The sequence below is a fragment of the Acinetobacter lwoffii genome, assembly GCF_019048525.1.
GTDB classification, from domain to species: Bacteria; Pseudomonadota; Gammaproteobacteria; order Pseudomonadales; family Moraxellaceae; genus Acinetobacter; species Acinetobacter lwoffii_K.
Genome location: NZ_CP077369.1, coordinates 816,473 through 832,675 on the forward strand (window position 1 = coordinate 816,473; position 16,203 = coordinate 832,675).

A 16,203-nucleotide genomic window follows, 5' to 3' on the forward strand; every position below is an offset into this window, starting at 1 on the left:
AGTCTTAAGCATGATGCAAAAAACTAAACCCATGGGTCTAGTTTTTAATCAATGATTAACAATTTCAGCCGGTTTTTGGTTTAAAAAACTCTTCCAGAGCCTTCAGACTCTGGAAGAGTTTTTAAATTTCGAAAATAAAATGCAATTAATACAATGGTTGAGGTAATTGGATCTGAATCATTTCATTATCATCTGCCAGATTTTGATTACGCCCACTGGAGCCAGGAAAATTATTGTCATTCAGGACGGTAATTAAATCAGGCCCTTCAATAATAATGTCCTCAATGGTCTGGAATGGAAAACCAAAGCGCTGACCGGTGGCAATATCTCCCGGACGTACCGGACCATAAAGTAAATCCGGATTGGCCACATCCATCAAATTGACCAGTTCTTCGCGCGTCACAGACTCACCGGACTGATTCAGTTTAACCTTGATTAGTTTTTTATAACCGCCCAGATTATTTTCACTGTCATCGCGTTCAATGATCACCCCTTCTTGGGCATTAAAAAGCTGAAAATCACCAATAGCAGTAGCTTTAGAATCCAGCTCAAAATAATAGAAATTTCCGGTATAAATCTTATTTTCTATATCAAACTCTGAAATGATTAATTGTGGAGTCGTGGCATTTAATAAAGGTTTTTCGAGTAAAGGGTACAAATAGCGGCCATCAGGTGAAATTGCCATGCCTTCGAAGCCCCCACTTCGCTGTACGAGAGGTTCGATATACGCTGTAGTTCCCTTATTTAGCTGATTTTGTGGAGATCTCAGTTCAGTTCCGGTCTCTAATGGATGTGTTAAAGCGATCGGCGGACTTTGCAAGATTCCCTCTGCATTAAAATGCAGTAAATAAGGCCCAAATTCATCTCCTATCCAGATATCCCCATTAGGTGCACGTTGCATAGATTCCGGATCAAAGTCAGCACCGGTCAATAAACGCTCTTGAGTATTCTCGTTAATAATCTCAAAAGGAATCAGTTTATTCGGATCACGAAGCTGAATATAAGCAAGATGTTCGACAGCTGCCGTGCCACCGGTTTTGGTTCTAAAATCACTAGAAAGATGATGCAAACGCAATAAATAATCAGAAGAATTATCCTGCGCGCCAAAGCCATTGTCCGACATCACCAGATAGGTTCCGTCCGGATTTTTTAATGCAGCAGAAAAACCTTGTACAGGCTGACCTGAAAATGGCGGAAAAATCCCATTTGCTCCACGTACATCTTTGCCGGAATCAGGCCCTTCTGCATAAGTCTCTACATCCAGTTTGGCAAAAGAGACTAAAGTCGGTTCACTGATATTTTCTATAGGCTGAACAACCTTATCATCCGAATCATTACATGCCGTCAGAGCCAATACGGAAATAGCCAGCATACTTAAGCAGATTTTTCTCATACGTCCATTCATCTTTTTTATCAAGTCAAAGCCTTATTGAATGTGCTTTGCATGACAGGAACGTTGCGAGGAAATGAAGTTTTAACGACAGTTTTATAGAAACAATTCTTATTTTATCCACATAAAAAAACACCCCCTGCGTTAGCAGAGGGTGTTTCGAATAATGAGCTGGCGATGACTTACTCTCACATGGGTAACCCCACACTACCATCAGCGCTAAGAGGTTTCACTTCTGAGTTCGGGAAGGGATCAGGTGGTTCACTCTTGCTATGGTCGCCAGCACAACTGGTATGACTTTGCGCTTGGTCTTATTCGCTTTGCATTGCTGCTTTGCTTGCCGTTGCTTGGTCAAATGAGTTTAACAGATAATATCTGAGTCGAATTGTATGTTCTAGCGTTAGCTGAATCAAGTATTTCAAGACCGTTTGGTCTTTAATGAATCAATCTCTGCTCACTGCTTGCGCAGTTCGTACAACAACTGTTTGGGTGTTGTATAGTCAAGCCTCACGAGCAATTAGTATTGGTCAGCTTCACATATCACTATGCTTCCACATCCAACCTATCAACGTCGTAGTCTTCAACGGCTCTTTAGGAGACATAAAGTCTCGGGGAAATCTTATCTTGAGGTAGGCTTCCCGCTTAGATGCTTTCAGCGGTTATCCCTTCCGAACATAGCTACCCGGCGATGCCACTGGCGTGACAACCGGTACACCAGAGGTTCGTCCACTCTGGTCCTCTCGTACTAGGAGCAGATCCTCTCAAATTTCCAACGCCCACGGTAGATAGGGACCGAACTGTCTCACGACGTTCTAAACCCAGCTCGCGTACCTCTTTAAATGGCGAACAGCCATACCCTTGGGACCTGCTTCAGCCCCAGGATGAGATGAGCCGACATCGAGGTGCCAAACACCGCCGTCGATATGAACTCTTGGGCGGTATCAGCCTGTTATCCCCAGAGTACCTTTTATCCGTTGAGCGATGGCCCTTCCATACAGAACCACCGGATCACTAAGACCTACTTTCGTACCTGCTCGACTTGTGGGTCTCGCAGTTAAGCGCGCTTTTGCCTTTATACTCTACGCGTGATTTCCGACCACGCTGAGCGCACCTTCGTACTCCTCCGTTACTCTTTAGGAGGAGACCGCCCCAGTCAAACTACCCACCAGACATGGTCCTCGTCCCGGATAACGGGACAGAGTTAGAACCTCAATATTACCAGGGTGGTATTTCAAGGACGGCTCCATCGCAACTAGCGTCGCGACTTCAAAGCCTCCCACCTATCCTACACAAGTAAGATCAAAGTTCAATGTCAAGCTGCAGTAAAGGTTCACGGGGTCTTTCCGTCTAGCCGCGGGTACACCGCATCTTCACGGCGAATTCGATTTCACTGAGTCTCTGCTGGAGACAGCGCCCCCATCATTATGCCATTCGTGCAGGTCGGAACTTACCCGACAAGGAATTTCGCTACCTTAGGACCGTTATAGTTACGGCCGCCGTTTACTGGGGCTTCGATCAAGAGCTTCGCTTACGCTAACCCCATCAATTAACCTTCCAGCACCGGGCAGGCATCACACCCTATACGTCCACTTTCGTGTTTGCAGAGTGCTATGTTTTTAATAAACAGTTGCAGGGGCCTGGTTTCTGAGGCTGTCGGCCGCTCAAGGAGCAAGTCCTATCACAGACAACAGCGTACCTTCTCCCGAAGTTACGGTACCATTTTGCCTAGTTCCTTCAGCAGAGTTCTCTCAAGCGCTTTGGTCTACTCGACCTGACCACCTGTGTCGGTTTCGGGTACGATTCCTGTGTAACTGAAGCTTAGAGACTTTTCCTGGAAGCATGGTATCAGCCACTTCACTGTACAAGTACAGCTTGCTATCAGTTCTCAGCATAGAGTACCCCGGATTTGCCTAAGATACATGCCTACAACCTTCCACCTGGACAACCAACGCCAGGCTGACTTAACCTTCTCCGTCCTCTCATCGCATTACACAGAAGTATTGGAATATTAACCAATTTCCCATCGACTACGCCTCTCGGCCTCGCCTTAGGGGTCGACTCACCCAGCCCCGATTAACGTTGGACTGGAACCCTTGGTCTTTCAGCGTGCGAGTTTTTCACTCGCATTGTCGTTACTCACGTCAGCATTCGCACTTCTGATACCTCCAGCAGACTTCTCAATCCACCTTCATCGGCTTACAGAACGCTCCCCTACCACGCATAATAAATTATGCATCCGCAGCTTCGGCATATAGTTTTAGCCCCGTTACATCTTCCGCGCAGGCCGACTCGACTAGTGAGCTATTACGCTTTCTTTAAAGGGTGGCTGCTTCTAAGCCAACCTCCTAGCTGTCTATGCCTTCCCACATCGTTTCCCACTTAACTATAATTTTGGGGCCTTAGCTGGCGGTCTGGATTGTTTTCCTCTTGACTACGGACGTTAGCACCCGCAGTCTGTCTCCCGGATAGTACTCATTGGTATTCGGAGTTTGCATCGGTTTGGTAAGTCGGGATGACCCCCTAGCCGAAACAGTGCTCTACCCCCAATGGTATTCGTCCGAGGCGCTACCTAAATAGCTTTCGGGGAGAACCAGCTATCACCAAGTTTGATTAGCCTTTCACCCCTATCCACAAGTCATCCCCTGGCTTTTCAACGACAGTGGGTTCGGTCCTCCAGTTAGTGTTACCCAACCTTCAACCTGCTCATGGATAGATCACCTGGTTTCGGGTCTATACCCAGCAACTAAACGCCCTATTAAGACTCGGTTTCCCTACGGCTCCCCTATTCGGTTAACCTTGCTACTGAATATAAGTCGCTGACCCATTATACAAAAGGTACGCAGTCACCGGACTAAGCCGGCTCCCACTGCTTGTATGCATGCGGTTTCAGGATCTATTTCACTCCCCTCACAGGGGTTCTTTTCGCCTTTCCCTCACGGTACTGGTTCACTATCGGTCAGTCAGGAGTATTTAGCCTTGGAGGATGGTCCCCCCATATTCAGACAAGGTTTCACGTGCCTCGCCCTACTCGACATCATCATATAAGCCCTTTCGTGTACAGGACTATCACCGTCTACGGTCGCACTTCCCAGAGCGTTCCACTAGAACTTATATGACTTAATGGGCTCTTCCCCTTTCGCTCGCCGCTACTGAGGGAATCTCAATTGATTTCTTTTCCTAAGGGTACTGAGATGTTTCACTTCCCCTCGTTCGCCTTGCAACACTATGTATTCATGTTGCAATACCTACCTTATGGTAAGTGGGTTTCCCCATTCAGACATCTCCGGATCACAGGATATTTGCCGCCTCCCCGGAGCTTTTCGCAGGCTATCACGTCTTTCTTCGCCTCTGACTGCCAAGGCATCCACCACATGCACTTAATTACTTGACTATACAACCCCAAACAGTCGTTTATCCTTACAAGTAGGATAAGCAACAGAGCTTGTCTTGCGACTTACTCATACAGTTGGCGTTTCGTAGATTTAACTACTGTACAGCTTCAATTAGATTCATATACCAAAACGCTTGATTCAGTTAATTTCGCTAGAACTCATTTCTTGTAGTTGCCTACTTGAAACGAGTTTGAACAAATTATTTCAACTCAAATATATTCTGTTAATGATTTTTCCAGCCTTCGTCAGGTCAGGAAACTGTGATAAATCACAGAGATTATCAAGTGCGCGTATCATAACGCTTGTACTTGCTAATCTCTAGGACCTAAACACTTGATCGCTTAAGGACTAAACTAACAATCAACTGATTGTCTATTTATTAGCTTTTGTCTTTATACATTCCGTAGGAATGTATGGTGGAGACTAGGAGAGTCGAACTCCTGACCTCCTGCGTGCAAAGCAGGCGCTCTACCAACTAAGCTAAGTCCCCAGCTTATCAATAAGTCAATGTCTCTGATTTTCCGTACTTCGTCAGTAGTGGTGGGTCTGACAAGACTTGAACTTGTGACCCCACGCTTATCAAGCGTGTGCTCTAACCAACTGAGCTACAGACCCTCAGATACATCGTATGAAGAACAACTTGTTGTGGATTCTTACCAATCGTCAATCTTTCGTTAAGGAGGTGATCCAGCCGCAGGTTCCCCTACGGCTACCTTGTTACGACTTCACCCCAGTCATCTGCCACACCGTGGTAAGCGTCCCCCCTAAGGTTAGACTACCTACTTCTGGTGCAACAAACTCCCATGGTGTGACGGGCGGTGTGTACAAGGCCCGGGAACGTATTCACCGCGGCATTCTGATCCGCGATTACTAGCGATTCCGACTTCATGGAGTCGAGTTGCAGACTCCAATCCGGACTACGATCGGCTTTTTGAGATTAGCATCCTCTCGCGAGGTAGCAACCCTTTGTACCGACCATTGTAGCACGTGTGTAGCCCTGGTCGTAAGGGCCATGATGACTTGACGTCGTCCCCGCCTTCCTCCAGTTTGTCACTGGCAGTATCCTTAAAGTTCCCGGCTTAACCCGCTGGCAAATAAGGAAAAGGGTTGCGCTCGTTGCGGGACTTAACCCAACATCTCACGACACGAGCTGACGACAGCCATGCAGCACCTGTATGTAAGTTCCCGAAGGCACCAATCCATCTCTGGAAAGTTCTTACTATGTCAAGACCAGGTAAGGTTCTTCGCGTTGCATCGAATTAAACCACATGCTCCACCGCTTGTGCGGGCCCCCGTCAATTCATTTGAGTTTTAGTCTTGCGACCGTACTCCCCAGGCGGTCTACTTATCGCGTTAGCTGCGCCACTAAAGCCTCAAAGGCCCCAACGGCTAGTAGACATCGTTTACGGCATGGACTACCAGGGTATCTAATCCTGTTTGCTCCCCATGCTTTCGCACCTCAGTGTCAGTATTAGGCCAGATGGCTGCCTTCGCCATCGGTATTCCTCCAGATCTCTACGCATTTCACCGCTACACCTGGAATTCTACCATCCTCTCCCATACTCTAGCCAACCAGTATCGAATGCAATTCCCAAGTTAAGCTCGGGGATTTCACATTTGACTTAATTGGCCACCTACGCGCGCTTTACGCCCAGTAAATCCGATTAACGCTTGCACCCTCTGTATTACCGCGGCTGCTGGCACAGAGTTAGCCGGTGCTTATTCTGCGAGTAACGTCCACTATCCAAGAGTATTAATCTCGGTAGCCTCCTCCTCGCTTAAAGTGCTTTACAACCAAAAGGCCTTCTTCACACACGCGGCATGGCTGGATCAGGGTTCCCCCCATTGTCCAATATTCCCCACTGCTGCCTCCCGTAGGAGTCTGGGCCGTGTCTCAGTCCCAGTGTGGCGGATCATCCTCTCAGACCCGCTACAGATCGTCGCCTTGGTAGGCCTTTACCCCACCAACTAGCTAATCCGACTTAGGCTCATCTATTAGCGCAAGGCCCGAAGGTCCCCTGCTTTCTCCCGTAGGACGTATGCGGTATTAGCATCCCTTTCGAGATGTTGTCCCCCACTAATAGGCAGATTCCTAAGCATTACTCACCCGTCCGCCGCTAGGTAAAGTAGCAAGCTACTCTTCCCCGCTCGACTTGCATGTGTTAAGCCTGCCGCCAGCGTTCAATCTGAGCCATGATCAAACTCTTCAGTTTAATACTATGTAGCACCTTAAAGGGTGCCAATCTTGGCTCATCAATTTTCTGACAAATATTTCTCAAATAAACTTCGAGTAATTTCTACCATCAATCAATGAAAATAATTTCGATCAATCAACCAGTAAAAATCCACACAAGTTGTTCTTCATAATCTCTTAATGATCTTTCCAACACCTCGTCAGTGCCAGAAGCTGGACTTCGATAAACTTAACAACTCCGCCATTCTGCTTCGTTCGTTTCCGTCTATCTCGTCGGTATGTGCTCATTATAGGGCAATTTCTTACACGTGCAAGCGCTTTTAACGCACAGGAATCACGAGTGTTTTATTTTTATGCACCAAATTGGTTCAATTCCATACAATTCATTACATAAGTACATATTTTTAAAACAGAAATATAAATTAAATATTTCTGCTTTATTCTATGCCTAGTTTTTCACGACTGGTGCTTTAATCGTCACACTGGTGATTTTTACAGGGTTCACCGGCACATTTTGATGCATTCCATAGTTTCGGGTCGGTACTTTAGCAATCTGATCGACGATATCCATACCTTTAGTGACCTTACCAAATACCGCATAGCCGGCATTTCTAGCAGAACGATCCAGGAAATCATTATCGACCAGGTTCACAAAGAATTGTGCTCGGGCAGAATCCGGCTGATTGGTACGCGCCATGGCTAAAGTACCGCGTTTATTTTGCAGACCATTCGATGATTCATTTTTAATGGGTGCTTGAGTATTGGCTTTTTCTTGCATGTTCACATCAAAGCCACCACCCTGCACCATAAAGCCTGGAATGACGCGGTGAAAAATCGTGTCCTTATAGAAGTTGCTCTTTACATAGCTTTCGAAGTTCTTTGCCGAGATTGGAGCTTTGTCATTGAAGAGTTCAATTTCAATATTTCCAGATGAAGTCTTCATCTCAATAATCGTATTTGCAGCGAAGCTTGGTAGACTGACCGCAGCAAGTGCGATGACACATAATGATTTCTTTAACATTTATTAACTCATCTACTTAGAAGTAATGGTTGTGAATGACTATATATTAATCTTTTATAACTCATAATGCAGTGACCTGCCGACTAAAGACAAGAGAATAAGAATGAAGCATGCATTATTACAGGAGCAAAATATCCACCAGTTTCCACCTTGGCATTTGCAGGGTGAGGGTTTTATTCTGAATTATTGGCTGACCCCAAGCTTTATTGAGCAAGCGAAACAGTTCCGTATTGCGCCTTCTCCGCTGGGTCGTATGGTCCAAGTCTTATTGGTGCGTTATCACACTTCGCCGATTGGCCCTTATGAAGAGTTACTGATTCTGGATCATCCTTTAATTAGTAAACGGCGCCTCAGCTCGATTCCTAAAATTTATGTGTCTACCCATGAGTCTGTGGTACACGGTCAGCATTTATGGGGCATTCCCAAAGAACATGCGCAATTTGAATGGCAGGAAAAGGATCAGGAAGTACTGTGTCAGATTCAACACCAGAACCAGCATATGACGATTCGGCTGAAGAAAACCAAATCTGCACGCCAGTTCTATATTAATAGTCATCATATTCCAGCGTCTATGTTGAAAATCCAGCAAGCCTGGAAAGGCCAGCGTTTTCAGTTTAGTCCACAGTTTCGCGGTCACCTCTCCAAACTCTCGCAAGTAGAATGGCAAGATGCCGAGAATATATTTCCAGACTTTTCCAAAGCCAAATTGCTGCAAAGCTTTTATGTCCCCAAATTCAATCTGATCTTTCCTGAAGCGCAGATCAGCAGCAAAGTATAAGAACTGATAAAAACCTATCTATAAAAAAAGGTGTTTCATGAGAAACACCTTTTTGCATTTATGCTTTCGATTTAACTATTTTTGTCCCAGAATTTGCGGAAGTTCTTGCTGATCTCAATCACATATTTTTTGGCACGGCGGGAGATCGGGGTCAGGTTGATAAAACCATGGGCCTGATCGGTATATTCATCATAATGAACAGCTACACCATTCTGACGCAACTTGTGTGCATAGATTGAACCCTCATCATGCAGGACATCATGACGTGCTGTAATCACATAACTTGGCGGCAAGTTTTGCAATTCACCATAGGTCGGTGAAATCAGCGGATCATCCAGTTCAATCTGATGGGTTTGGGCATACATTAAGGTCACCAGATCAATATCCTGCTCTGAAAGTACCAGTCCATCTTTATAGGCATAGAAAGAAGGATGGCGGCTTTTAAAGTCGACCGCCGGATAAAGCAAAAGCTGCGCTCGTGCAGCATAAGATTTGCCTGCACTGCGCTGTGCCACGACAGTAGCCAGATTTCCACCCGCACTGTCCCCTGCCACGGCAATCCGGTTTTTATAGACTTTTAGCTGCTTGCTATGCTGATGTGCCCACGCCAAGGCATCTTCACAGACTTGTACCATCTGCAAGGGGCTAAATTCTGGCGTCAGCGGATAAGCTACGCTTAGCACCTGTACTTTGGCATGTACTGCCAGCAAGCGACAGAATTCATCATGGCTGTCCAGACCGCCCACCATAAATGCACCGCCATGATAAAAAATCACCATCGGCAACTTCTTTTGTGGAGCTGGATGATAATGCCGGGCAAAGATGCTGCCACTCTGTAGAGGAAGGCGGAGCTCTTCAACAAATTTGACCGCGGTCGGTCTAGCCCGGATGGCTTTCATACGTGCATCAAACAATGTGCGCGAATGAGCCAGATCCTCACTAATAAAACTGCTATGCCCCTGTTTTATCTGGATGGCCATCAGGCATTTAACCAATGGATCTAAATCAGGATAAACATGAGGATAATCCAGAGCCTTGACCAATGCTTCCTGTGCAATGCCAGGTAAGCGGTCCAGCATACGCGCTGCCGTCCCTTGTCCCTTTTCCATCACACTTTTCAGAACCGGAGGATTCACAGTCATTATTTTTAGTCCTTATTCTCTTAATTCTTCATAGTTTCTACACGATTAGTGTTTCAGTGACCATATTCTTATATAAGTCTTAATATCAATGTACATATAGCTTCTACTCGATACGTTACCCTCATTTATAAAAGATATCATTGACCGTTTAAAGGTTATTTTTGACGTACTTTTGCGAGCTTAAGTATATTTTTTATTACAAATCGGGAGGATGCCTATGGCTAGAAAAATTATAGCTCTGTCTTTGGCGACTGCATTTTTAGCTGTAGGCTGCGTCGCATTTCCTGAAGATGGTGGCTATTATGACGGCCGCTATGATCAGCGTTATGACCGTCGCTATGAACTGGACCGGCATTATGAACAAGATCGTCGCTATGAGCGGCAACGCTGGGAATATGAACAGCAACACAAACGTATTGAACTCGATCGACGTAAACAGGAATTACAACGTCGCAATTGGGAGCAGGATCGTAAAAGAAAGTTAGAGCTTGATCGACGTAAAAGCCAACTGGAACGGCAGCGCCATGAACAGCAACGTAAAAATATCATGACGCAACGGCAAAAACAGGCAGAAGCAGAACGCAAGCGTCGTCAGGATCTGGAGCGTAAACGTGCAACAGATCAGCGCAGTAAAAAAGTCCAGCAAAATCGTTCTAATCAACGCTGGAATGACAACCGACGCCATCAGGAACAACGTTCACGGGATCGTCGTGACTAAGACTTGAATCACCCTCTCTATTAAAAGCCCAGACTGGGCTTTTTTAATGAAAAAGGTAGCTGCCAGATAGACAAAGACCCTAAAGAAAATTTCTTTAGGGCCTTTGCAGAGGGTTATGTTAAACGAACTTCCACTTCGCTTATGCTTCTCAGCAATTCAACCAGAACATCCTGTTCTCTACACAAATTATCCTATCGAATCAACTTGCTCTCATGAAGCGGACATTCACTATCCAAGCTGTAAGTTTTATCTTACAAACCGCTAAAATAGAGACGACTGATTCCAACAAATTCAAAAAAGGTAAATTCTGGACAAAAAAAGGCTTATCTAGAGAACAGGATAAGCCACGAAAACACATTTCAAAATAAGAAGAAACTACAGCGATAGAATCTGGAATAAATATTAATCAAAAGTTCATCTATTGTGAAAGACTTTATTGCTTAGATATTAATCGTTTTTATGTCTAATAAATAAACAGGCAAAAAAAAGCTGAGTTTTGGGGATACTCAGCTTGAAAAAAGCAATTCTAAAATAGGGCAACAGCAACCCGGTTCGGCTCTCTCCTCTGAACAAGGTCGCTGTTAATAGAAGTATGATGCAATTTTTTTACCAATACTTAAAACGGATTAAAATTATTAATTTGATTCAAAAATACGATTATTCATTTTTTATGTTTATATTCAAATACTTAATTCTTAGATTTAGTCGCGAATTGAATCTATTCAGTTCAAAATTCGGATTCATCGCTGCTGATGTCCGTGTATTTTATTCTCATCCTATCCTGCTGTTGTGTTCTGAATAGCTTGTTCTGCTATCCGCTGGATTCAGTATTTTGTATAAATCTTAAATTTAATCTGGGTCGACGCTTGAATTTTTACACCCTGCCCCGATTTCTTTAGGTAATCAAGAACTTCACAACCATGGCAGTTCAGCATAAACGCAGTGAACACTGAGGCCTAAGGACTGTACATGTTTAAGAACCCATTTAAACGGAGTAAATCAATGGCGACTGAGCAAAACGAGCAAGCTCAACAACTTGAGCAAGAGCAAGCGGAACAAGATACAGCGCAAACTCAAGCTGAAACCGAGCAGGCTGAAGTTTCCGTTGAGTTTTTACAAGAGCAGATTGCGCAGCTTGAAGGTGATTTAAAGTTAGAAAAAGCCCGTACCGCCAATGCAGTCTATGAAGCACAAAAAAGTGTTGAACGTATTCAGCGTGAATCTGAAAAGCATAAAGATACGGTTCTGGAAAAGTTCTCTAAAGAGCTTCTAGAAACAGTCGACAATCTGGAGCGTGCCATTGTGGCTGCAGGTGAAGAGCAAACACCATTGCGTGAAGGCGTTGAACTGACCCTTAAATCGTTATTGCATACCTTGGAGAAATTCGGGGTTGTGGCAGTAGACACCAACAACGGTTTCAATGCTGACCTGCACCAGGCAGTCGGGATTGATCCAAATGCCAAAGCCAATGAAATTGGGACTGTTTTGCAAAAGGGCTACACGCTCAACAGTCGCTTATTGCGTCCTGCTATGGTGATGGTCGGCGCTTAAGCCAAATAATTTCGGGAGTTTGTGAAATTTTTCAAAAAATTTACTTGAAAAAAATCGAACGGCTCTCATATCGGATAACAAGTGTAAATCACAAAAAAATTTTAGAGGAAACATCCAAATGGCTAAAATCATTGGTATTGACTTAGGTACTACAAACTCATGTGTTGCAGTACTTGAAGGCGACAAAGTTAAAGTAATCGAAAACGCTGAAGGCGCACGTACCACTCCATCTATTATTGCCTATAAAGATGGCGAAATTCTGGTAGGTCAATCTGCAAAGCGTCAAGCAGTAACAAATCCGAAAAACACATTGTTCGCGATCAAACGTTTGATCGGTCGTCGTTATGAAGACCAAGCGGTACAAAAAGATATCGGTTTAGTTCCTTACAAAATCATCAAAGCAGACAACGGTGATGCTTGGGTTGATGTCAACGACAAAAAATTGGCGCCACAACAGGTTTCTGCTGAAATCTTGAAAAAGATGAAGAAAACTGCTGAAGATTACCTGGGCGAAACCGTAACTGAAGCTGTTATTACTGTTCCTGCTTACTTCAACGATGCACAACGTCAAGCAACTAAAGATGCAGGTAAAATTGCAGGTTTAGAAGTTAAACGTATCATCAACGAGCCAACTGCTGCGGCACTTGCGTTCGGTATGGACAAGAAAGAAGGCGACCGTAAAATCGCGGTTTACGACTTGGGTGGTGGTACTTTCGACGTTTCAATCATTGAAATTGCTGACCTTGATGGTGACCAGCAAATCGAAGTATTGTCGACTAACGGTGATACGTTCCTAGGTGGTGAAGACTTCGATAACGCGTTAATCGAGTTCCTGGTTGAAGAGTTCAAGAAAGAACAAAACTTTAACCTGAAACAAGATCCACTGGCGTTACAGCGTTTAAAAGAAGCTGCGGAGAAAGCGAAAATCGAGCTTTCTTCTTCAAATGCAACTGAAATCAACCTTCCATACATCACTGCTGATGCGACTGGTCCTAAACACTTAGTGATCAACGTAACACGTGCAAAACTTGAAGGTCTGGTTGCTGACCTGGTTGCGCGTACCATTGAACCTTGCCGTATTGCGCTTAAAGATGCAGGTCTTTCGACTTCTGACATCTCTGACGTGATCCTGGTAGGTGGTCAGTCTCGTATGCCAATGGTTCAACAAAAGGTTCAAGAGTTCTTCGGTAAAGAGCCACGTAAAGACGTAAACCCTGATGAAGCAGTCGCAATGGGTGCTGCGATTCAAGGTGCGGTACTTTCAGGTGACAAAACTGACGTACTTCTACTTGACGTAACTCCGTTGACACTTGGTATTGAAACCATGGGCGGCGTGTTGACTGCAATCATCGAGAAAAACACCACGATTCCTGCGAAGAAATCTCAAGTGTTCTCAACCGCTGCGGACAACCAGCCTGCTGTAGACATTTCAGTTTACCAAGGTGAACGTAAAATGGCGCAGCAAAACAAATTGTTGGGTAACTTCCAGTTAGGCGACATCCCACCTGCGCCACGTGGTGTGCCACAAATTGAAGTATCTTTCGACATCAATGCTGATGGTATCTTGAAAGTATCTGCGAAAGACAAGAGCACTGGTAAAGAGCAATCGATCCAGATTAAAGCAAACTCAGGTTTGTCTGATGCTGAAATCGAAGCAATGATCAAAGATGCTGAAGCGAATGCTGAAGAAGACCGTAAATTTGAAGAGCTTGCAAAAGCACGCAACGAAGCGGATGCTTTAGTTGCTTCTTCACAAAAAGCAGTGAAAGATCTTGGTGAACAAGTAACAGCTGAAGAAAAAACTGCTGTTGAAACGGCGGTTTCTGAGCTTGAAGCTGCAACTAAAGAAAATGACGTTGAAGAAATCAAAGCGAAAACTGAAGCGCTGCAAAATATCATCATGCCAATTACACAACGTGCATATGAAGCTGCTCAAGGCCAAGGTGGTGCGCAAGGTTTTGACCCGAATGCATTCCAAGGCGGCGAAGGTCAATCTCAAAAAGCGGACGACGGCGTTGTAGATGCTGAGTTCACTGAAGTGAAAGATGACAAAAAATAATTTGTCGCTTTAACTGAAAAAACCGCGCGAAAGCGCGGTTTTTTTATGTCTCGACTTAAAAGAATAAAATAAAAATTACTAAAATTTGATCGTATTTTCAGGAAAAGCTGTTTAAGTTAAATCAAACATTAAAATACCCTGAACCCATGAAAACTCTGATTTTTCTGCCTTTACTTAATTGCTTGAGCCTGACGGCGTGTACCTTACCTGTTTCATCTTCCCCATCTCATATCACTTCGACTCAATCGACTCAAGCCATTGCCCAATTATTTGATCAGGCGCAAAGCTCTGGCGTTTTAGTGATTCAGCGTGGTCAACAGGTACAGGTCTATGGCAATGATTCAAGTCGTGCAGGTACCGAATATGTTCCTGCCTTTACCTTTAAAATGCTCAATGCCCTGATTGGCCTGCAACATGGCAAAGCCACAACCAATGAAATTTTTAAATGGGATGGCAAGAAACGCAGTTTTTCAGCTTGGGAAAAAGACATGACTCTCGGCCAAGCCATGCAAGCGTCTGCTGTACCCGTTTATCAGGAACTGGCACGTCGTATTGGCCTTGAACTGATGCAACAGGAAGTACAACGCATCCAATTTAGTAATCAGTAGATTGGTCAACAGGTCGATAACTTCTGGTTGGTAGGCCCTTTGAAAGTTACTCCAAAACAGGAAGTCCAATTTGTTTCTGCGTTGGCCCGAGAGCAACTGGCCTTTGATCCTCAAGTCCAGCAACAAGTCAAAGCCATGTTATTTTTACAGGAGCGGAAAGCTTATCGACTATATGTCAAATCCGGTTGGGGCATGGATGTGGAACCGCAAGTCGGCTGGCTCACCGGCTGGGTTGAAACACCGCAGGCTGAAATCGTGGCATTTTCGCTGAATATGCAGATGCAAAATGGTATAGATCCGGCGATCCGCCTTGAAATTTTGCAGCAGGCTTTGGCCGAATTAGGGCTTTATCCAAAAGCTGAAGGATGATGCAAATAAGCATGGGAAAGGCATTAAAATTAAGCTATATTTTTAAAAAATAGACATTTAAATAAAAAATATGCGTCTTCTGCTCTGTCTGCTCGTAGTGGGATTGATCATGTCTGCCTATCTACATATGCAGGCCCAAACCCATCCTCAACTGCGCTATAACTCGCTGGCTGATCGCTTGACGCATCCTTTCGATACACGCTTACGTTTCCGGATTGATCAGGTCGATTCAGGCTTTGGACTAAGTAAAGATCAGGTCATTCAACTGAGCAAGGAAGCGATCGAAATCTGGCATCAGGGAAGCAATCGTGATGATTTGATGGTCTATGATGAAAATGCCAGGCTGAGTATTCACCTGATCTATGATCAACGCCAGCAAGACTATGATGCCTTGAAGAAAGTCGAAAAACAGTTGCTGGCAGATGACGCCAAGTATCAACGTCAGGTCAAAAATCTGGAAGCATCCCATCAGCATCTGGAAAGTCAGCAGCAACGCCTGATCCAGCAAAGAGATCAGATGAATAGTGAATTTCAGGCCTTACAGCAACGACGCCGTCAGCCAAATTTATCTGCTTATGAACATGAGCAGATTGAATATGAGGTTTTGGCTTTACAGCGCAAATCGGAAAGTTTTCAACGGGAACTTCAGTACCTGCAGGAACAGCAAAGTTCCTTTAATATGAATGTTTCCATACATCAACATGGTCTGCAAAACCATCAACAGAATATCATTCAAGCCCAACAGCGTTTCCCTGCCCGCGAATTTCATAAAGGCGTGTTTATGGGCAATCAAATTCAGATTTATCAGTTTGATGCAGAAGATGACCTCCGCCTGACTCTGGCACATGAACTCGGACATGCCTTGGGTCTGTATCACCATAATGACCCGGAAGCACTGATGTATCCGGTGCTGGGTAAACAGAATCTGCAACATTTTCAGCTACGACCTGCAGACAAGACCTTGCTTTATAACCGTTAAGT

At 44.7% G+C, this 16,203-nt stretch carries 8 protein-coding genes, 2 tRNA genes, 3 rRNA genes and 1 pseudogene; 6 read left to right on the forward strand and 8 right to left on the reverse strand.

The window, feature by feature from the left end:
* Positions 1–145: 145 nt before the first annotated feature.
* The 7 genes from I6L24_RS03810 to I6L24_RS03840 all read right to left on the reverse strand — a co-directional run bounded on the left by I6L24_RS03810 (position 146) and on the right by I6L24_RS03840 (position 7,997).
* A complete protein-coding gene (locus I6L24_RS03810; RefSeq protein ID WP_086044258.1) occupies positions 146–1,393 on the reverse strand; it encodes an esterase-like activity of phytase family protein in 1,248 nt (415 codons plus the stop codon).
* Positions 1,394–1,559: 166 nt separating this feature from the next.
* Positions 1,560–1,674, reverse strand: a 5S ribosomal RNA gene (rrf, locus tag I6L24_RS03815).
* Between the two features lie 212 nt (positions 1,675–1,886).
* A 23S ribosomal RNA gene (locus I6L24_RS03820) occupies positions 1,887–4,781 on the reverse strand.
* A gap of 415 nt (positions 4,782–5,196) precedes the next feature.
* A tRNA-Ala gene (locus I6L24_RS03825) sits at positions 5,197–5,272 on the reverse strand.
* 48 nt (positions 5,273–5,320) lie between these two features.
* A tRNA-Ile gene (locus tag I6L24_RS03830) sits at positions 5,321–5,397 on the reverse strand.
* A 60-nt stretch (positions 5,398–5,457) separates the two neighbouring features.
* Positions 5,458–6,995 (reverse strand): 16S ribosomal RNA (locus I6L24_RS03835).
* Together the 16S, 23S and 5S rRNA genes with 2 tRNA genes alongside form the textbook arrangement of a ribosomal RNA operon.
* A gap of 429 nt (positions 6,996–7,424) precedes the next feature.
* Positions 7,425–7,997 carry a peptidylprolyl isomerase A gene (locus I6L24_RS03840; RefSeq protein ID WP_004647112.1) on the reverse strand — a complete coding sequence of 191 codons (573 nt, stop codon included), beginning with the start codon at positions 7,995–7,997 and terminating at the stop codon, positions 7,425–7,427.
* A 103-nt stretch (positions 7,998–8,100) separates the two neighbouring features.
* Between I6L24_RS03840 and I6L24_RS03845 the strand changes: the two genes are divergently transcribed.
* Complete coding sequence (locus I6L24_RS03845) at positions 8,101–8,775, forward strand: acetoacetate decarboxylase family protein (RefSeq protein ID WP_004647113.1); 675 nt, start codon at positions 8,101–8,103, stop codon at positions 8,773–8,775.
* Between the two features lie 71 nt (positions 8,776–8,846).
* Here the strand turns inward: I6L24_RS03845 and I6L24_RS03850 are convergent, their stop codons facing one another.
* Positions 8,847–9,917 carry an alpha/beta hydrolase gene (locus tag I6L24_RS03850; RefSeq protein WP_004647114.1) on the reverse strand — a complete coding sequence of 357 codons (1,071 nt, stop codon included), beginning with the start codon at positions 9,915–9,917 and terminating at the stop codon, positions 8,847–8,849.
* 217 nt (positions 9,918–10,134) lie between these two features.
* Here I6L24_RS03850 and I6L24_RS03855 point away from each other — a divergent pair, with 217 nt between their 5' ends.
* The 5 genes and pseudogenes from I6L24_RS03855 to I6L24_RS03875 all read left to right on the forward strand — a co-directional run bounded on the left by I6L24_RS03855 (position 10,135) and on the right by I6L24_RS03875 (position 16,201).
* Positions 10,135–10,635 (forward strand): hypothetical protein, encoded by a 501-nt coding sequence (locus I6L24_RS03855; RefSeq protein WP_004647115.1) that lies wholly within the window; start codon positions 10,135–10,137, stop codon positions 10,633–10,635.
* Between the two features lie 1,002 nt (positions 10,636–11,637).
* Positions 11,638–12,186 carry a nucleotide exchange factor GrpE gene (gene grpE, locus I6L24_RS03860; RefSeq protein WP_086044257.1) on the forward strand — a complete coding sequence of 183 codons (549 nt, stop codon included), beginning with the start codon at positions 11,638–11,640 and terminating at the stop codon, positions 12,184–12,186.
* Between the two features lie 118 nt (positions 12,187–12,304).
* Complete coding sequence (gene dnaK / locus I6L24_RS03865) at positions 12,305–14,245, forward strand: molecular chaperone DnaK (RefSeq protein WP_086044256.1); 1,941 nt, start codon at positions 12,305–12,307, stop codon at positions 14,243–14,245.
* A 146-nt stretch (positions 14,246–14,391) separates the two neighbouring features.
* Positions 14,392–15,222 (forward strand): annotated as a pseudogene (gene blaOXA, locus I6L24_RS03870) (OXA-134 family carbapenem-hydrolyzing class D beta-lactamase).
* A 70-nt stretch (positions 15,223–15,292) separates the two neighbouring features.
* Positions 15,293–16,201: a matrixin family metalloprotease gene (locus tag I6L24_RS03875; protein WP_216986455.1), complete on the forward strand. Its 909-nt coding sequence runs from the start codon at positions 15,293–15,295 to the stop codon at positions 16,199–16,201.
* Positions 16,202–16,203 lie beyond the last annotated feature (2 nt).